The organism is Microbispora sp. NBC_01389 (assembly GCF_045040095.1).
Taxonomy (GTDB): Bacteria; Actinomycetota; Actinomycetes; order Streptosporangiales; family Streptosporangiaceae; genus Microbispora.
This window is the reverse complement of the sequence record NZ_CP109552.1, coordinates 2,072,423-2,088,518: the sequence shown is the minus strand read 5'-3', so window position 1 is coordinate 2,088,518 and position 16,096 is coordinate 2,072,423. Positions and strand designations below refer to the sequence as shown.

The 16,096-nt window shown below is 70.9% G+C and carries 20 protein-coding genes and 1 pseudogene; 10 read left to right on the top strand and 11 right to left on the bottom strand.

Annotation, left to right across the window (positions count from 1 at the left end; all coding sequences use genetic code 11):
- Positions 1 to 18: 18 nt before the first annotated feature.
- From OG344_RS09295 to OG344_RS09280, 4 genes are all read right to left on the bottom strand, one after another.
- Positions 19 to 138: a DLW-39 family protein gene (locus OG344_RS09295; protein WP_208802288.1), complete on the bottom strand. Its 120-nt coding sequence runs from the start codon at positions 136 to 138 to the stop codon at positions 19 to 21.
- A 305-nt stretch (positions 139 to 443) separates the two neighbouring features.
- Positions 444 to 839, bottom strand: coding sequence for an ATP-binding protein (locus OG344_RS09290; protein WP_405087867.1), 396 nt, complete (start codon positions 837 to 839; stop codon positions 444 to 446).
- Positions 840 to 975: 136 nt separating this feature from the next.
- Positions 976 to 1,881: a helix-turn-helix domain-containing protein gene (locus tag OG344_RS09285; protein ID WP_405087866.1), complete on the bottom strand. Its 906-nt coding sequence runs from the start codon at positions 1,879 to 1,881 to the stop codon at positions 976 to 978.
- Positions 1,882 to 1,958: 77 nt separating this feature from the next.
- On the bottom strand, positions 1,959 to 2,198 hold the full coding sequence (locus OG344_RS09280) for a DUF397 domain-containing protein (RefSeq protein ID WP_405087865.1): 240 nt from the start codon (positions 2,196 to 2,198) through the stop codon (positions 1,959 to 1,961).
- 296 nt (positions 2,199 to 2,494) lie between these two features.
- On the opposite strand from OG344_RS09280, the gene OG344_RS09275 reads away from it, so the two are divergent.
- The 3 genes from OG344_RS09275 (at position 2,495) to OG344_RS09265 (ending at position 4,342) form a co-directional block, all read left to right on the top strand.
- Entirely contained in the window at positions 2,495 to 2,896 is a 402-nt protein-coding gene (locus OG344_RS09275) for an ATP-binding protein (RefSeq protein ID WP_327048814.1), read from the top strand.
- Positions 2,897 to 2,999: 103 nt separating this feature from the next.
- Positions 3,000 to 3,821 carry an SAM-dependent methyltransferase gene (locus OG344_RS09270; RefSeq protein ID WP_405087864.1) on the top strand — a complete coding sequence of 274 codons (822 nt, stop codon included), beginning with the start codon at positions 3,000 to 3,002 and terminating at the stop codon, positions 3,819 to 3,821.
- Between the two features lie 287 nt (positions 3,822 to 4,108).
- A complete protein-coding gene (locus OG344_RS09265; RefSeq protein WP_405087863.1) occupies positions 4,109 to 4,342 on the top strand; it encodes an STAS domain-containing protein in 234 nt (77 codons plus the stop codon).
- A 32-nt stretch (positions 4,343 to 4,374) separates the two neighbouring features.
- Here OG344_RS09265 and OG344_RS09260 read toward each other — a convergent pair whose 3' ends face one another.
- From OG344_RS09260 to OG344_RS09250, 3 genes are read right to left on the bottom strand one after another with little or no spacing between them, the layout of a single operon-like run.
- Positions 4,375 to 5,322 carry an SRPBCC family protein gene (locus tag OG344_RS09260; RefSeq protein WP_405087862.1) on the bottom strand — a complete coding sequence of 316 codons (948 nt, stop codon included), beginning with the start codon at positions 5,320 to 5,322 and terminating at the stop codon, positions 4,375 to 4,377.
- Complete coding sequence (locus OG344_RS09255) at positions 5,319 to 5,648, bottom strand: ArsR/SmtB family transcription factor (RefSeq protein WP_405087861.1); 330 nt, start codon at positions 5,646 to 5,648, stop codon at positions 5,319 to 5,321. Before OG344_RS09255 ends, OG344_RS09260 begins: the two co-directional genes overlap by 4 nt.
- 51 nt (positions 5,649 to 5,699) lie before the next feature.
- On the bottom strand, positions 5,700 to 6,641 hold the full coding sequence (locus tag OG344_RS09250) for an aldo/keto reductase (protein WP_327048809.1): 942 nt from the start codon (positions 6,639 to 6,641) through the stop codon (positions 5,700 to 5,702).
- A gap of 108 nt (positions 6,642 to 6,749) precedes the next feature.
- Here OG344_RS09250 and OG344_RS09245 point away from each other — a divergent pair, with 108 nt between their 5' ends.
- Together OG344_RS09245 and OG344_RS09240 are read left to right on the top strand one after the other, a co-directional pair.
- Entirely contained in the window at positions 6,750 to 8,084 is a 1,335-nt protein-coding gene (locus OG344_RS09245; RefSeq protein WP_405087860.1) for an NUDIX domain-containing protein, read from the top strand.
- 119 nt (positions 8,085 to 8,203) lie between these two features.
- Positions 8,204 to 8,641, top strand: a complete 438-nt coding sequence (locus OG344_RS09240; protein WP_204284959.1) for a CBS domain-containing protein — start codon at positions 8,204 to 8,206, stop codon at positions 8,639 to 8,641.
- A gap of 36 nt (positions 8,642 to 8,677) precedes the next feature.
- Here OG344_RS09240 and OG344_RS09235 read toward each other — a convergent pair.
- Positions 8,678 to 9,876 (bottom strand): annotated as a pseudogene (locus OG344_RS09235) (RNA-guided endonuclease InsQ/TnpB family protein); the annotation flags it as partial.
- A gap of 137 nt (positions 9,877 to 10,013) precedes the next feature.
- Between OG344_RS09235 and OG344_RS09230 the strand changes: the two are divergent.
- The 4 genes from OG344_RS09230 to OG344_RS09215 all read left to right on the top strand — a co-directional run bounded on the left by OG344_RS09230 (position 10,014) and on the right by OG344_RS09215 (position 13,017).
- Positions 10,014 to 11,300 carry an ArsB/NhaD family transporter gene (locus OG344_RS09230; RefSeq protein WP_405087859.1) on the top strand — a complete coding sequence of 429 codons (1,287 nt, stop codon included), beginning with the start codon at positions 10,014 to 10,016 and terminating at the stop codon, positions 11,298 to 11,300.
- Between the two features lie 145 nt (positions 11,301 to 11,445).
- Complete coding sequence (locus OG344_RS09225) at positions 11,446 to 12,345, top strand: PASTA domain-containing protein (RefSeq protein ID WP_405087858.1); 900 nt, start codon at positions 11,446 to 11,448, stop codon at positions 12,343 to 12,345.
- Positions 12,293 to 12,892 carry a hypothetical protein gene (locus OG344_RS09220; RefSeq protein WP_405087857.1) on the top strand — a complete coding sequence of 200 codons (600 nt, stop codon included), beginning with the start codon at positions 12,293 to 12,295 and terminating at the stop codon, positions 12,890 to 12,892. The genes OG344_RS09225 and OG344_RS09220 overlap by 53 nt, the downstream gene beginning before the upstream one ends.
- Positions 12,893 to 12,894: 2 nt before the next feature.
- Positions 12,895 to 13,017, top strand: a complete 123-nt coding sequence (locus OG344_RS09215; protein WP_405087856.1) for a hypothetical protein — start codon at positions 12,895 to 12,897, stop codon at positions 13,015 to 13,017.
- 101 nt (positions 13,018 to 13,118) lie between these two features.
- Here OG344_RS09215 and crcB (OG344_RS09210) read toward each other — a convergent pair whose 3' ends face one another.
- The 3 genes from crcB (OG344_RS09210) to crcB (OG344_RS09200) are packed head-to-tail and all read right to left on the bottom strand — an operon-like array spanning position 13,119 to position 14,388.
- A complete protein-coding gene (crcB, locus tag OG344_RS09210; protein ID WP_405087855.1) occupies positions 13,119 to 13,490 on the bottom strand; it encodes a fluoride efflux transporter CrcB in 372 nt (123 codons plus the stop codon).
- Complete coding sequence (locus tag OG344_RS09205) at positions 13,487 to 13,828, bottom strand: DUF190 domain-containing protein (protein ID WP_327048803.1); 342 nt, start codon at positions 13,826 to 13,828, stop codon at positions 13,487 to 13,489. Before OG344_RS09205 ends, crcB (OG344_RS09210) begins: the two co-directional genes overlap by 4 nt.
- Positions 13,825 to 14,388, bottom strand: coding sequence for a fluoride efflux transporter CrcB (crcB, locus tag OG344_RS09200; protein WP_405087854.1), 564 nt, complete (start codon positions 14,386 to 14,388; stop codon positions 13,825 to 13,827). The genes OG344_RS09205 and crcB (OG344_RS09200) overlap by 4 nt, the downstream gene beginning before the upstream one ends.
- A gap of 446 nt (positions 14,389 to 14,834) precedes the next feature.
- Between crcB (OG344_RS09200) and OG344_RS09195 the strand changes: the two genes are divergently transcribed.
- Positions 14,835 to 16,016: a hypothetical protein gene (locus OG344_RS09195; protein ID WP_405087853.1), complete on the top strand. Its 1,182-nt coding sequence runs from the start codon at positions 14,835 to 14,837 to the stop codon at positions 16,014 to 16,016.
- Positions 16,017 to 16,096: the final 80 nt, after the last annotated feature.

Below are 16,096 nucleotides of genomic sequence, written 5' to 3'. Positions count from 1 at the left end.
AAGCACCATCCCCGGTGGTCAGTTCTCGCTGCCGGTGGCCTCGGTCCACAGATCGAGCTCGGCCCGGTCGGCCTGCACCTTGCGCCAGACAAGGAGCCCGCCGACGGCGACCAGAGCGAGAACAAGCAGCTTCTTCACGGTGTGACCCCACTTCTCGACGGTCTCACCTGCCGGGTGAGACAACGCCCGGTTCTACGGTTCCCTGCAGCCTAGCAAGGCTTCGGCGTCCGGCTCGGATTACTCTTAGTTTCGGTGAACCTGAATTCTGGTTTCGGATTTCCTGCCGAGCCTGTCGCACGATCGTCACGGCAGGACGACGAGATCAGAACTGCCCAGCTCGCACCGGCGCTAACCCTGACGGCCGGGGCTACGGGCTGTTGGACGACGCGTGGTTTCGGACAGGCGGGAGGCGCTCCGCTCTCAGCGGAAGCCGCTCAAACCGCTCAGGGAAGGGTCACGCAGAGACGGATCGTCGTTCCGTCGGTCCCGGTGCGAACGGCGAGATCGGACAGGCGGTCCATCAGCCACAGCCCCCGCCCGCCGAAGTCGAACCTCGTCGCGGGCTCCTCACGCTCCAGGACCTCGGCCGGGATGCCGGGCCCCTTGTCCGTAATCTCGCACACGAGGGAGCCGGCCTCGCTCCACATGGCGATTCCGCGCGGCGGTGAACCGTAACGGACGGCGTTGGCGACCGCCTCGTGCACCGCGAGGACGAAGTCCTCCAGTGCGATGCCCTCCAGGCCGGCCTCCTGCGCGGACACCATGACCAGATGCCGCACGCGGGTGACCGAACTTCGGTCGAACTCCAGGCTGAGCAGGCTGCCCGCCACGGTTCTCACCACCCTTCTGCTTCCCCCGCGCTACTCCACCACTTACCGCCCATACGGACCTGACACGCATTTTCGGGTACGGCTTGCGCCACCGTTCCAACGGACCGCGGGCAGCGGAGGTCGCGCACGTGACGCTAGCGCATCGTCACAGCTCCGTCAGGAGCCGGCTCAGGATCCGCTGGGTGTCGGCAAGCGGTCTGGCCTGGATGCACAGGCGTTCCATGACCGCGAGATAGCGGTCGATGTCTTCGCGTTTCTCCAGGTAGATGGCGCTTGTCAGCTGTTCGAGATAGACGACGTCGGGCAGGCCGACCCCCGCGAAGCGCAGGATGCTGAACGGCCCGCCCGCGGCCGCGTGCCCTCCGGCGCTGAACGGGATGACCTGGAGCGTCACCCGGGGCAGGTCGACCATCTCGATCAGGTGCTGGATCTGGGCCCGCATCACCTCGAGGCCCCCGGCCGGGCGGCGCAGCACGGCCTCGTCGATCACCGCCCACAGGTTCGGGGAGTCCGGCCGGGCCAGCAGTTCCTGGCGGTCCATCCGCAGCCGTACGCGGCGCTCGACCTCCTCCGGCGGGGCGTCCGGGTGCCCGAGCCGCACCACCGCCGCGGCGTACTCGGGGGTCTGCAGCAGCCCGGGGACGAACTGCACCTCGTAGCAGCGGATGGTGCTCGCGGCCTGCTCCAGGCCGACGTACGCCTCGAACCAGGAGGGCAGGACGTCGTCGTACTTGTGCCACCAGCCCGGCACGTTGGCCTGGGCGACGAGGGACAGCAACGCCTCTCGCTCCGCCTCGTCGCCGACGCCGTAAAGAGTGAGGAGATCGGCGACGTCGCGCCGGCGGAAACCGACGCGCCCGAGCTCCATCCGGCTGATCTTCGAGTGCGAGGCGCGGATGGCGTGCCCGGCCTCCTCCAGCCGGATGTGCTTGCTCTCGCGCAGGCGGCGCAACTGGGTGCCGAGGAGAAGGCGCAGAACGGTGGGACTACGGCGTGACTGTGACGCCAGGTCAGGGAGTTGAGGCACACCCTCCGCAGGGGCCACAGTCATATGAGGTCCTTAGAGGTGCACCGATGTTTACGCCCTGTTAACGATACTCTCCCCGTCGTCTGGCGCAAGCGGTGTGATCAGTTCTGTAGCAGATCGTCGAATTCGCCCTCTTTGACAGAGCGGACGAAAGCGGCCATGTCCTGGACGGGCACAATCAGCGCGGGGCCGGACGGGTGCCGGGAGTTACGCAACGCCACCCGGCCCTCGGGGAGCACGGCGATCTCGACGCAGTTCCCGCTCGGATTGCTTTGCCGGCTCTTGCGCCAGCCCACCCGGCCCAGATGAGATGAGGGCATCCCGTTGTAGATCACGGACATGTGGGGCCTCGTTTCGGATTCCCCCGCCCATGCAAGGACTTTCAAGCGCTTGCACGTGCATCTGTACTTGCACAGGAGCACCAATGGGAGCAGTATGACGTACTGAGTCATCCCGCCACACGGTCGACATCAACCTCATAAGGCTCTCAATGACTGGTTATCGGACAGACCGCGCTTCACTCGCAGAAGCCGATAGCAGTGCCCATGATCCCTGGCTGGGCACGCTTGAGCAGGTCTTTCCGGATGGTGTGCGGTGGCCGTGGACCAACGGATCCGAGCCCGACGACGTGCCCCAGGTGGCGGTGCACGAATTCCACCGCGAGAGTCTCGCCGCGCGCACCGCGCGCCATTTCACCGCGGGTGTGCTGCGCACCTGGTCGATGGACGACGTCTCCGACGACGCCGCGCTCGCGGTCTGCGAACTGGTCACGAACGCCCTGCGGCACGGTCTGCGCCACCAGGCGATCCACCCCGTCCCGGTACGGCTGCTGATGTTCCGTTCGACCCGGGCGCTGCTGTGCATGGTCACCGACCCCAGCAGCGCCGCCCCGGTGCTGCGTGAGCCCGACTACGTGTCGGAGACGGGACGCGGCCTCCAGGTCGTGGCGGGGGTCAGCCGCATGTGGGGCTGGGCGCCCCTGCGTCCCATGGGCAAGGCGGTGTGGGCCGGCTTCACGGCCGAGCGCTCCCTCCGCTGACGCACCCGGGCCTGCCCGCCCCGTCAGGTCCTCACCCGGATCTTTCCCTCTGTTCCGCCCGATTTTCCCCGGTAGTATCGCGGTCTGGGCTGAACGGAGGATCATGCCGGGTTTCCCCCCGGTCGAGCCGGTGGGTTTCGACCCGTCCATCCCGAACGAGGCCCGGGTCTACGACTACTGGCTCGGCGGGAAGAACAACTTCGCCGCGGACCGCGGCGCGGCGGAGATGGCGTTGCGGATCGCGCCCGAGCTGCCGATGATGTGCCGCGAGGGACGCAAGTTCATGCGCAGGGCCGTACGGTTCCTGGCCGAGGCCGGAATACGGCAGTTCGTCGACATCGGGTGCGGCCTGCCGACCCAGGGCAACGTCCATGAGATCGCGCAGCGGTACGCCCCCGACGCCCGGGTGGTGTACGTCGACAACGACCCCGTCGTGGTGAACCACGGGCAGGCGCTGATCGAGGACGACGAGCGCGTTGTGGTGATCCACGGCGACGTGCGCGACCCCGACGGGCTGTTCGCGCACCCGCGGCTACGCGGCCTCGTGGATCTTGATGAGCCCGTGGCCGTCCTGCTCGTCTCCGTCCTCTGGGCCATCAACGATGACGATCTGACGCTCGCCCTCACCTGGCGGGTACGCGAGAAGATCGCCCCCGGCAGTTACGTGGTCATCAGCCACGCCGTCTCCGACATCCGGCCGGAGGTGACGGACCGGCTGTCCCTGCTGTTCGCCGACGAGTGGGCCGTCAAGGACGACGGCCGCATGCGCCTGCCCACTCGGGCGGAGATCCTCCCGCTGTTCGGGGACCTTGAGCTGGTGGAGCCCGGCCTCGTCCTGCTGCCGGACTGGCGCCCCGATCCCGGCGGGCTGCGGCCGCCGAAGAACACGGTGTGGTCGGTCGGCGCGGTCGGCCGCAAGCGCTGACGCGCCGCCGCCTGTTAGATCTTCGTTGATTATTAACGAGGCTGACCATTGACAGAAGTAGCGTCAGACGACGACGCTCAGTGAATACTCCAGCTTCCCCAGGGAGGTGGGACAGCGGTGATCATCGTCATGTCCTGCTCCATGACCGCCCGCCCGTACGCGGCGAGCGGTGGATCGACCACCGGCGTTCTCAGCCGGTGCACCCCGTGACCTCCGCCGCCGATCAGTGCGGAGTTCTCTACACAGACACCTATGTCAGCGTCAGGTGGTCCCCGGCGGACTCGTCGGTGATCATCGATGGCGAGGTCGACGTCTCCAACAGTGAGGCCTTGGCGGGCGCGCTCGCCGCGGCGCGGAAGGCGCGCGGCGAGATCGTCATCGACGCGAGCGACCTGCGGTTCATCGATCTCGCGGGGCTGCGGGCCCTGCTGGCTCCCGCCTCCTTCGTCACGCACGACGCCGTACGGCTGCGGAACGTGCCGCCGTACCTGCGCCGTCTGCTGAGGATACTCGACTACTGACGACATACGGCGCCTCGGGGCCGTTCCCGGGTTCAGCCGACCAGATCGCGCGCCAGCGTCTCTATCCGGTCCCGCCACGCCTCCAGCACGGAGGCGTGGCCGGTCGCGCCGGTGTCCGTGACGACCAGCCGCGCGCCGTGCCCGGTGCCCCGGGACAGCTCCCAGCGCACCCGTCGCCCGTCCCCTTCCGCGGCGTGGCCGGCCCCGTCCGGTCCCGCGTCCGGCCGCGCCGGTGCGACCGTGAACTCCACGAACGCCGACGCCTCCGCGCCGGGCGCGGCGCCCTGAGCTCCCGGAGCTCCCGGAGCTCCCGGCGTACGGACGGCCGTGACGGTCCCCTCGCCGAGACGGGCCGGCACCGGGGCGCCGATCCTCGCCCCGGCGGCCCCCACGGCGTTCCAGACCTCCTCGACCGGCCGCGTGAGCTGCCGCTCGAACCGCACCCGCCAGTCGCCCGTCCCGTCTACTCCCCTGGCCACTCCCTCGGTGAGGCCGAACGTCTCCACGTACGCCTGATGGAGCTCCGGGAAGTTCCCCTCCGGCCACTCGGGTGCCCGTCCGGCGGCGACCGCCTCCATGGCGTCGAGACACACCTGCCATCCGGAGGCGTAGCTCGCGGCGGCCGGGCGGTCGTCGAAGACCTGCGTGAAGACGAGCAGGCAGCCGCCGTCCTCCTCGGGCGACAGCTCGAAGCGCAGCAGGTTGTCACCCTCGCGCGGCACCTCCGGCGCGGAGCGCTGGACGAAGGCGAACACGCGGGGCGGGTCCAGCTCGGTGATCTCCGCGTCCAGCGTCATGCCGCCGCCGAATCTGATCTTCCCGCCCACCCGCGGGTCCATCTCGTCGACCGTGAACGGGAACCACCGGCCGAGCCGCTCGGGCTCGATGATCGCCCGCCAGACCTTCTCCCTCGGGTGGGACAGCCTGCGCTCCATCCGCAGCACCGGCCGTCCGTCGATCTCGTCGAGCGTCGCCTTCACGTCATCTCCTCCGGGTCGTCGTCGGGCGTCTCGTCCAGATGTCTCTCCAGCGCGTCGAAGCTCACCGACCACAGCCTCCGGTACGGCGCGAGCCACGCGTCGATCTCGGCGAGCGGCTCGGGGCGGAGCTCGTACCACCGGCGCTGGGCGTCCCTGCGCACGCGGACCAGCCCGGCCTCACGCAGCACCTTGAGGTGCTTGGAGGTGCCGGGCTGGGTCAGGCCGAGCCGCTCGGTGAGCTCCCCGACGAGACGGGGGCGTTCGAGCAGCAGGTCGAGGATCCGCCGCCGCACGGGCTCGGCGAGCACGTCGAATGTCGCTGGCACACCCCCGAACATACCTGTTCGGCTATATTCCCGCAAGGTTATGTAACGACGTCACGCCCCCGAGAGGATTTCGTCGAGCTCCTTCAACGCCGTCTCGTCCGGCCGCCATCCGGCCGCCGCCGCGTTGGCCTCGACCTGCTCCGGCCGGGTCGCGCCCGCGATGACCGACGACACGGCGGGCCGCGCGAGCAGCCCTCCGATCGCCACGTCGAGCAGGGTCACGCCCTGCCGTCCGGCGAACTCCCGCAGCCGCTCCACCACGTCGAACCGTTCATCGGTCAGATACTGCGGGCGCCCGGCGAGGCGGCTGCCCTCCGGCGGCTGCTCCCCGCGCCGGTACTTGCCGGTCAGCAGGCCGTTGGCGAGCGGGAAGTACGGCAGCAGGCCGATGCCGTGGTGGGCCAGCGCCGGGACGAGCTCCTGCTCCACCCGGCGGTCCAGCAGGCTGTACTCGTTCTGGGCGCTGACGAAGCGCTCCAGACCCCCGGTGCGGGCGATCCAGTCGGCGTCGGTGACCTGCCAGGCCGCGAAGTTGGACGAGCCCAGGTAGCGGACCTTCCCCTCCCGCACCAGGTCCGTCAACACCGACAGGGTCTCCTCGACCGGCGTGGACGGATCGGGGAAGTGCAACTGGTAGAGGTCGATCCAGTCGGTCCTGAGCCGCCGCAGCGACCGTTCGACCGCCAGGCGGACGTAGCGCCGCGAGGCCCGCGCGCCCCAGTCGGGCCCGTTGGCGCCCTGCACGTCCCCGCCGAACTTGGTCGCGAGGACGACCTGGTCGCGCCGCCCCTTCAGCACCTCGCCGAGCAGGGCCTCCGACTCGCCGTAGATGTCGGCGGTGTCGATCAGCGTGACGCCCGCGTCGAGCGCCGCGCCGACCACGGCGCGCGTGGCGTCGAGGTCGATCCTGCGGCCGAAGTTGTTGCCGCCGAGGCCGACGGCCGAGACGACGAGCCCCGAGTCGCCCAGCCGCCGATAGGTCATCTCTGTCATGGTTCCCTCACATTCGTCGGCAGCGGAAGCGTCACCTCACCGTATTTCGCGCCGTCCGGAAGGCGGTCCGGGGGGCGGGCGGCGGACGCCCGCGAGAGGATGCCGGGCATGACCACCGTGCGGCACGCTGTCCGGGCCATCCTGTTCGACGGCGACGACGTCGTCCTGTTCCGCCGGGTGCGCCCCGAGCGTGAGCCGTACTGGATCACGCCGGGCGGCGGGGTGGAGCCGGGCGACGCCTCCCTGGAGGCGGCGCTGCGCCGCGAGCTCGACGAGGAGCTGGGCGCCACCGCGGGGCCGGCGCTGCACGTGTTCACCCTCGTCGAGCCGGGCCGCCTGAGCACCGTCTTCGCCTGCCGGCTCGTCTCGCTCGACCTGTCGCGCCGCAGCGGCCCCGAGTTCCTCGAACCCGACATCGGCCTGCACCAGATCCGGCGGGTCCGCCCCGAGGACGTGCGCACGCTGAACGTGGTGCCTCCGGAGCTGGGGGAGTTCATCTCGGCGAGCGCCGCCACGCTGCCCGCGCTGCTCGACGCCGCGACGTACGCGCCGGGCCGGTACCGGCCGGTCGTGGACGTGCATCTGCTGGTGACGGACGGAGACAGGGTGCTGCTCGGCCGCCGCCACGGCACCGGGTACGCCGACGGGGAGTGGCAGATCATGCCGTCCGGGCACCTGGAGGAGGGGGAGACCGCCGTGGACGCCACGGTCCGCGAGGCGCGCGAGGAGCTGGGCATCGAGCCGTACGGCTGCGAGGTGGTCCACGTGCTGCACCATCGCAACCCGGGCGGCACGGCCCGCGTCGGGCTGTTCCTCGTGCCCGGGGGATACACCGGCACGCCGGTCAACGCCGAACCGCACAAGTGCGCGGAGCTGGGCTGGTTCCCGATGGACCGGCTGCCCGAGCGGACGGTGCCGTACGCGCGGGCCGGTGTCGAGGCCGTGCGCCGCGCGCTCGCCCACGGCGGGACGGCCGCCCGCTCGAACGGGTCCGGCCCGCCGGTCTTCTCCCTGCACGGGTGGGAGACGCCGGGCGCGGCGGAGGCGGTGGCCGAGGCGGCGCGGTCCGGGTTCGAGGAGGTCACGGTCTGTCTCGTCGGCTGGCTCGACGGCACGCCGCTCGTGCGGTCCGACGAGGAGACCGACCGTCTGCCCGCGACGGTCGTACGGCCGGGGGAGGACGTCCAGGCGGCGCTGGCGCGGATCGCGGCGGCCGGGGAGGTCGGGGAGGTCGGGGTGGTCGGGGAGACGTGGTTCGCGGGCGCGGACGACTACGTCTCCCCGGACGGACGCCCCGGGCGCCGGCTGGCCTTCGCCGCCCGCCTGACCACCGCGCCCGAGGGCGTGGTGCCGCTGCCGGCGGGATCGCTCGGCCGTCTTCCGTCCGCCGAGGGGGTGTTCGTCCGCTCTTCGGGGCTTCTGTACGGCATGTCCGACCGATAGCCTGGCCTGGGGCGTGCCGGGAAGTCTGGTCGGCGAAGGGGTCTCTCATGCCCGGGAGGCCGGACCGCCGACCGGAAGGCAGACGTGAGCACAGCCGTACGTCGTGGGCAGGTGAGATCATGCGCGCCCGGGATCTCCTAGTGCCGTTCCCCACGGTGGGGCTCGACTCCCCCGTGGCCGAGGCCGCGCGCCTCATGGCCGAACGCGAACTGCCGGGGCTGATCGTGCTGGACGAGCGCGGCACGCCGGTGTCGATCCTGCCCGGCACGCAGGTGCTGCGCCTGGCCGTGCCCCGCTACTGCCAGGACGACCCCGCGCTGGCCCGGGTGATCGACGAGGCGCACGCCGACGCGTTCGTGCGCGCGCTGGGCGATCGCACGGTCCGCCAGGCCCTGCCGGAGCGTCCGCGCGAGCTGCCGGTCACCGACCCGGACGCCACCCTTCTGGAGATCGGCGCGCTGATGGCTCGCACCCGCAGTCCCCTGGTCGCGGTGCTGGACGGCGGCCGCCTGCTGGGCGCGGTGACACTCTCCGCGCTGCTCAAGCGGCTCGCTTGACATCCCCCCTCCCTGAAGGGAGGGGATTCCAACCCTCACAGGTTGGTCTTCCTGCTTCGCTGCCGGTCGCCTCGTCCGAGAGGACTCCGTTGAGGTCTTACACCAGCTCCACAGGCGTTTCACCTCTCCGCCAGCCCGGCGGCGAGGACGTTCCTGGCGGCGTTGACGTCCCGGTCATGGACCGCGCCGCAGGCGCACTCCCAGGCCCGGACGTTCAGCGGCATCGACTTCCGCAGTGCCCCGCAGGCCGAGCACAGCTTCGAGCTGGGAAACCACCGGTCGATCACCACGAGTTCCCGCCCGTACCACGTGGCTTTGTACGCCAGCATCGACCGCAGTTGCCGCCAGGAGGCGTCGGAGACGGCGCGGGCCAGCGAGTGGTTCTTGACCATGGCGCGGACGGTCAGGTCCTCGATCACGACCGTTTGGTTCTCGCGGACGAGTCGAGTCGACAGCTTGTGCAGGAAGTCCCGGCGCCGGTCGGCGATCCGCGCGTGCAGGCGGGCGACTTTCACCCTGGCCCTGGCCCGGTTGCTGCTGCCCGCGGTTTTGCGGGCCAGGGCCCGCTGCGCCTTGGCCAGCTTGCGCCGGTCGGCCCGCTCATGCCGGGGGTTGGGGATCTTCTCACCGGTCGAGAGAGTCACCAGGGCGGTGATCCCCGCATCCACGCCAACCGTGTTCCCCACCGGGTCGAGCGGGTCGATGGTCTGCTCCACCAGGAGAGACACGAACCACCGCCCCGCCGCGTCCTTGCTCACCGTCACCGTGGACGGCTGCGCCCCCTGCGGGAGTGGACGCGACCACACGATGTCCAGCGGGCCGTCCATCTTCGCCAGCGTGAGCCGGCCATCGCGGTAGCGGAACGCCGAGCGGGTGTACTCGGCCGACGCCCGCGACTTCTTCCGCGACTTGAAGGTGGGGTACCTGGCCCGCTTGGCGAAGAAGTGGGCGAAGGCGGCCTGCAGGTGCCGCAGCGCCTGCTGCAACGGCACGGACGACACCTCGGCCAGGAACGCCAGCTCTTCGGTCCGCTTCCACGCCGTCAACGCGGCCGAGGACTCCGCGTAGGAGACGCGGCGGCCCTCCAGGGTGTAGGCGCGGGTGCGTTCTTCCAACGCCTTGTTGTAGACCAGGCGCACGCACCCGAACGTCCGGGCAAGCCCGGACGCCTGCTCGGGGGTGGGATAGAAGCGGTACTTGTAGGCCCGCTTCACCGTCTGCGCCACCCCGCACATCATGCCACCCGATCAGCTGACGCTCGCGTGAATTCGCACAGCGGTTCGCCTTCCGGGGAAACGCCTACCCCCGCCCCGCTCCGCAAGGAGTCCGATTCCTCCCCGCCTGAAGGCGGGGGTTTCCACGGAGGATCTTGATGACGGTGACCGCCTGGGTGGCGTCGATCGTCTTCGCCGCCACCTACGTCCTCATCGCGAGCGAGAAGATCCACCGGGTCAAGGCCGCCCTGGGCGGCGCCGCGATCATGCTGCTGGTCCACGCGACGGCGGCCGGCTCCGCGTTCTTCTCGCAGGAGTCGGGCGTGGACTGGAACGTCGTCTTCCTGCTGCTCGGCATGATGATCATCGTCGGTGTGCTGCGGCAGACCGGCGTGTTCGAATACCTGGCGATCTGGGCCGCCAAACGCGCCAGGGGACGGCCGTTCCGGCTCATGGTGCTGCTCCTGGTGATCACGGCCCTGGCGTCGGCGCTGCTGGACAACGTCACGACCGTGCTGCTGATCGCGCCGGTGACGTTCCTCGTCTGCGAGCGCCTCGCCCTGCCGGTCGCGCCGTTCCTGATCGCCGAGGCGATGGCGTCCAACATCGGCGGCACCGCGACGCTCGTCGGCGACCCGCCGAACATCATCATCGCCTCCCGCGCCGGCCTGACCTTCAACGACTTCCTCGTCCACCTGGCGCCGCTGGTGATCGTGCTGACGGCGGTGTTCATCGGGCTGTGCCGGGTGCTGTTCCGCAGCGCCTTCCGGTACGACCCGGAACGGGCGGCCGAGATCATGCAGCTCGACGAGAAGGCGGCCATCGAGGACCGGGTCATGCTCGTGCAGAGCCTGTCCGTGCTCGGGGTGGTCATCGCCGCGTTCGTGCTGCACCCGGTGCTGCACTACGAGCCGTCCGTCGTGGCGCTGCTCGGCGCAGGGCTGCTCGTGCTGGTCACCAAGGTCACCACGGACGACGCCCTGCGCGAGGTTGAGTGGCCGACGCTGGTGTTCTTCGCCGGGCTCTTCGTGATGGTCGGCGCGCTCGTCGAGACCGGCGTGATCGCCCAGGTGTCGCAGGCGGCGGCGGAGGCGACGGCCGGGCGGCCGGGCGTGACGGCCATGGTCCTGCTCTGGGCCTCGGCCGGGCTGTCGGCGATCGTGGACAACATCCCCTACGTCGCCACGATGAGCCCGATCGTGGCCGACCTCGCCCAGCACGTGCCCGGCGACCACAACGTCCTGTGGTGGGCTCTCGCGCTGGGCGCGGACCTCGGCGGGAACGCCACCGCCGTCGGCGCCTCCGCCAACGTCGTCATCCTCGGCATCGCCGAGCGCAACGGCGCGCGCATCAGCTTCTGGGAGTTCACCAAGTACGGCCTGGTGGTCACCGTCGTCACCGTGGCCCTGGCCACGCCGTACCTCTGGCTGCGATACCTGCTCTGAGCCCGGCCCAGCGGAAAAGCGCGTCCCCGGTCCGCTCACCGGACCGGGGCCTGCGCTCGCGCATATGAGTCGGGAGATACTCGGGCGAGGTGACCGCGATTCTTCGTGACGTTTCTTCGAGAAGCCCGCCACCGTTCCGGAGACGATGATGCCGGTACGTCTGACCGTGGCCCTCGCCCTGGCCGCCGCCGCGTTCTGGGCCACGCCGGCGCAGGCCACGAGCTGCCCGCCCCCGCCCGACGTGAGCGGTCAGACGTACGAGCAGGCGGTCGAGGCGCTCCACAGCCGTTTCGGCTACGGGGTCGTGACCGTGCCCGATCCCGTGCCTCCCGGGACGAGTTTCGTGAGCAGCGCGGAGACGGTGTCGTGCAACGAATTCAAAATCACGAGGGTCCAGGTTTACCTGGAAGGACAGGTGCCCGACCTGACCGGGATGACGCTGACCGCCGCCACCGCCGAAGCGGAGAAGGCCGGGTTCGGCGTGACCACCCAGCAGCCGGAGGCCACCGGCGATTGGAAGGTCGCCCAGCAGACTCCCGCGCCCGGCGGGCGGCTCGCCTACGGGCAGGCCGTCAGCCTGCTCCTCGACGGCTCGACCGAGGTGCCGTACCTCATCGGCCGTACGGTCGCGGAGGCGCGGCGGATGGCGGCGGACCGGGGGCTGACGCTCAGAGGGGCGGATGACGCGCGCGACGACCAGATCGTCGAGGACCAGGACCCACCACCCGGCGAAGACGAGCTGACCATCGGCGACGCCGTCGACGTCGTCCTGAGCGAGGTGTCCCCCGTGAGCCCGTCCGTGAGCCCCACGGTAAGCCCACCTGTGAGTCCACCGGCGAGCCCCGACGACAGTCCCTCACCGAGTCGACCGGAGTCGCCGCAGTCGGAGGAGTCGCCCGAGGCGAGCCCCGAGGCGGTGCCGACGGTCGCGTTCTCCGGCGAGGAGACGGGCTCGCGGACCCGGGCCGGCAGGAGATCTGGGAAGGCCTGTCATGAACCTGACCATCGACCCGAATCCGGGCACGGCCGCCCTCGCGCTCTATGACGGCGCACGCGGCGCGGTGGCGGCGGCGGCGAGCGTCGTCCGCGACCCCCAGGTGATCAGCACGATCTGCCGCGACGCCCCGGGCCTCGCCGGGCGACTCGTCGCTCAGCTGCCCGAGACCGGCGCCGGCCTGCTCCACGGGATCACTCTCGGGACGGTCCTGGCGGCCGGGTGGCAGAAGTCCCGCGTGCTGCGGGCCGCCGCGGTGCGCAGTCACGAGAAGGGCCTCCGTGGGAAGACCGAGCCGGTCCAACTGGCCGCGCACTCGATCACCTCGGAGCACCGCCCGTACGTCGAGGTCTACGCCGACGAGCGCAAGGTGCTCACGATCACATTCTCCGTCGACCTGACGTTCACGATCGGGCTGCTGGACGCGGAAATCCGCGACGGGCGGCTGGTGACCCTCCGTCTCGGCGGGGGCTTCGAGGTCACGGTGAGCTGGGGGATGGAGGGTTTCAAGATCGGCGAGAAGCAGGTGCCGATCCACGTCCCCGCCGTCGCCTTTCCCCTCGGCGCCGGAATCCCGCTGGCCCGGCCACCCGCCTGACCGTGTTCGCCAACATCCAGACCCCGGGCTACGTCTTCGCGATCACCGGTCCCTGGACCCAGAAGCACGACGAGCACGGCCACGGCTACGAGCACGGGCACGGGCACGGGCACGGGCACCACTGACCTGCCTGAGGCGGTCCACCCCACCCCCGGTGGGGTGGACGTGTCTCCGGGGCCGTGTTTCCGGGGCCGTTCTTCCGGGGGCAGGCGCGCGGCGGGACGGCTCAGGCGAGCAGGTGGGCGAGGCCGAGCCCGGCGGCGGCGGCGAGGACGCCGAGGAGCAGGCTGCCCAGCGCGTTGAGCGCGGCGGCCGCGGCCGAGCCCTCCTCCAGCAGGCGCACGGTCTCGAAGCCGAACGTGCTGAACGTCGTGAGCGCCCCGCAGACACCGGTGCCCAGCAGGGCGACCGCGGGGTCGGGCAGGCCGAGGCCGTCCCGCGCGCCGAGCAGCAGCCCGAGCACGAGCGACCCCACCAGGTTCACCGTCAGCGTCCCCCAGGGGAACACGCTGTCGTGCAGACGCTGCACCAGCCGGTCGGTCAGATAGCGGGCGGGGGCGCCGATCGCGCCGCCGAGGAAGACGAGCAGCAGGGTCACCGCTCCGCACGCCCCACGTAGCGGTAGACCTCCACGGGATCGACGATCACGAGGCCCTCGGTGACCAGTTCGTCCAGCTCCGTCATGAACGCGGCGATCCGGTCCGGGGCGTCCACGACGACGACGGCGACGGGCAGGTCCTCGCTGAGCGACAGCAGGCGGCTGGTGTGGATGAGCGAGGACGCGCCGAAGCCCTCGATGCCGCGGAACACGCTCGCCCCGGCCAGCCCACTCCTGTGCGCCCGGTGCACGATCTCGCTGTAGAGCGGCCGATGACGATACTGGTCGGATTCGCCGACGAAGATCGTCAGGCGTTGCGCCGGGCCGTGCAGCCTCAATGTCTCGTCTCCTTGCCGTGCCGTACGGGGAGGCCGGCCACGGCGCGGGCCAGCGCGGCCCCGCACCAGACCGCGGCCAGACCGGCGACCAGGCTGCCCGCCGCGTACGCGACGGCGGTCGTCCAGCCACCGGCTGACATCCTTCCCACGATCTCGGTGGTGAAGGTGGAGAACGTGGTGAACCCGCCGAGGAAGCCGACCCCGAGGAACGGCCGGACGTAGCGGCGCGGGGGCCAGTCGGACAGCACGAAGACCATCAGCGCCCCCAGCGCGAGGCAGCCGGTGACGTTGACGAGGAACGTCGCCCAGGGGAACCCGGAGGGCGGCGCGGGCAGGGCCTGGCCGGCCAGGTAGCGGGCCACGCTGCCGGCCCCGCCGCCGAGCGCGATCATCGCGAGCACGTCCCATGCACGGCGGTGCGCGGGGGCCGCCAGGCGGAAGACGTCCCGGTCGCGCCGGAGGTCCACGTCGGGGTCGATCGGCAGGCCGGCCTCTTCCCGATCGCCGCGTACGCGCCGGCTCACGCCGTCCTCCTCGTCCTGGTCATCCGGCCTTCGCACCGGTTCGTCGCCCCGTCCGCCCATGGATCCCGTGACGGTCGCGAGGGGCGCGACGGGGGCGCGACGGGGTCCGGTCCGCACGAGTGGGTCCCAGTCTACGTACCGGGCCGGTACGGCCGCCGTGGCCGCCCGCGAAGGGCCCGATCAGCAAGCCGTGTCCCTAATCAGGAATTTCTTCAGACCACAAATCTCATGTTACAGAGAGCCGGTGAGTGGGACATCCGAAAGCCGCCACTTTCCGGAAACCGATCCCCTCTGAACTGGGAATACCAAGGAATCCGACATACAGCAATTACTTAAACAATCGGCCATATAAGGTTCTATTGACATTAAACCGCAGCCACCGTTGACTGGTTAAGTATGGGCGGGATCACGAGGACGAGGCCGGTGGAGGCGTCACCGGAAGGACCTTACGAATCCGGGCCGCGCACGACCGCGGTCACGCCTTGCTGAGCGCCGCCGGCGTCCCAGGCACGGCCGGCCCTCCCCTCACCGTCGACCTGCGCGGAACGCCGGGATCGGTGTCGTGGAGGCTGCTGGACCCCGAGCCGGATCCCGGGCCGGACGCGGGGCCGGACGCGGGGCCGGACACGGAGGTCCTGCCCTGCGTCGTGCTGGCCGACCGGGCGGGCTGCGCCGAGTTCGCCGTCCTGCAGGACACCCTGCACCAGCTCGGCGTGCCGAGCGTGCGCGTCGACGCCGAGACCATCGCCTCGCTGCGGCTGACCACCACGGTGGCCCCCGGTGACCCGGGCGGCGGGATCGGCGGCGGGATCGGCGGCGTGCTCGACCTGGACGGCCGCCGCATCACGCCGACCGTCGTGTGGGCGCGCCACTTCTCGCCCCGGGCCATTCCCGCGACGGCGGACGCCGTCGAGACCCTTCTGCGGGCCGAGTCCTGGCACGCGCTGGTCCGCCAGCTCAGCTCCCTGGCCCCGGCGAGCCTGCCGGGCAACCGGCCCGGCCGCCTGGAACAGCTCGCCGGAGCGGCGAGGGCCGGGGTCCGCGTCCCCCGTACGGTCGTCACCACCAGCCCGGCGGAGGCGGCGGCCCGCCTGCCGGGGCCCAGGGTCGTCGTCAAGGTCGTCGAGGAGCACTTCGTCGAGACCGAGCCCGGGCTCCTGACCGGGGTCCTCCCCGAGATCGCGGCCCGCGAGGAGGTGCTGCGCCGGCCCGCCCTCGGCTATCCCGTCATCGTGCAGGAGCACGTCGAGCACGACGCCGAGCTGCGGGTCTACCACGTCGCCGGCGCCCTGCACGCGTACGCCGTCGGCAAGCGCTCCCCCGACTCGCCGTGGCGCGAGGAGGGCGAGGTGACGGTCACCCCGGTCGCCGTCCCGCCCGCGGCCGCCGACGCCGTACGCGGGCTCGCGGGCCTGTGGGGGATGACGTACGGCGCCTTCGACCTGCTGCTCAGAAAGGACGAGGTGGTGTTTCTCGAAGTGAACGCGGACGGCGACTGGCGCTGGTTCGAGGCGAAGGCCGGGGGACACGCGGTCTCCACGGCCGTCGCGCTCGCGACAAGAACGCTCCATCTGGCGGCCCTGGGCAACGCCGTGCCCCCGGCGCCGCTCGACCTCGTCGACTTCCTCCTGCTGGGCACCCGGACAGCCGGCTCCGTCCGGTGACCGGGGTCGCCGCGGAGACCCGGACCAAGGACTGCACCATGGGTGACGCGATCTCACCGCGACTGCACTGTTCGATTCTC

Bases quoted from the DNA above. Each gene is read 5' to 3' on its own strand.
- OG344_RS09240 (WP_204284959.1), top strand. From the start codon at position 8,204: ATGCGCGCCCGGGATCTCCTAGTGCCGTTCCCCACGGTGGGGCTCGAC.
- OG344_RS09230 (WP_405087859.1), top strand. From the start codon at position 10,014: ATGACGGTGACCGCCTGGGTGGCGTCGATCGTCTTCGCCGCCACCTAC.
- OG344_RS09285 (WP_405087866.1), bottom strand. From the start codon at position 1,881: ATGACTGTGGCCCCTGCGGAGGGTGTGCCTCAACTCCCTGACCTGGCG.
- OG344_RS09220 (WP_405087857.1), top strand. From the start codon at position 12,293: ATGAACCTGACCATCGACCCGAATCCGGGCACGGCCGCCCTCGCGCTC.
- OG344_RS09245 (WP_405087860.1), top strand. From the start codon at position 6,750: ATGACCACCGTGCGGCACGCTGTCCGGGCCATCCTGTTCGACGGCGAC.
- OG344_RS09225 (WP_405087858.1), top strand. From the start codon at position 11,446: ATGATGCCGGTACGTCTGACCGTGGCCCTCGCCCTGGCCGCCGCCGCG.
- OG344_RS09270 (WP_405087864.1), top strand. From the start codon at position 3,000: ATGCCGGGTTTCCCCCCGGTCGAGCCGGTGGGTTTCGACCCGTCCATC.
- OG344_RS09280 (WP_405087865.1), bottom strand. From the start codon at position 2,198: ATGTCCGTGATCTACAACGGGATGCCCTCATCTCATCTGGGCCGGGTG.
- OG344_RS09250 (WP_327048809.1), bottom strand. From the start codon at position 6,641: ATGACAGAGATGACCTATCGGCGGCTGGGCGACTCGGGGCTCGTCGTC.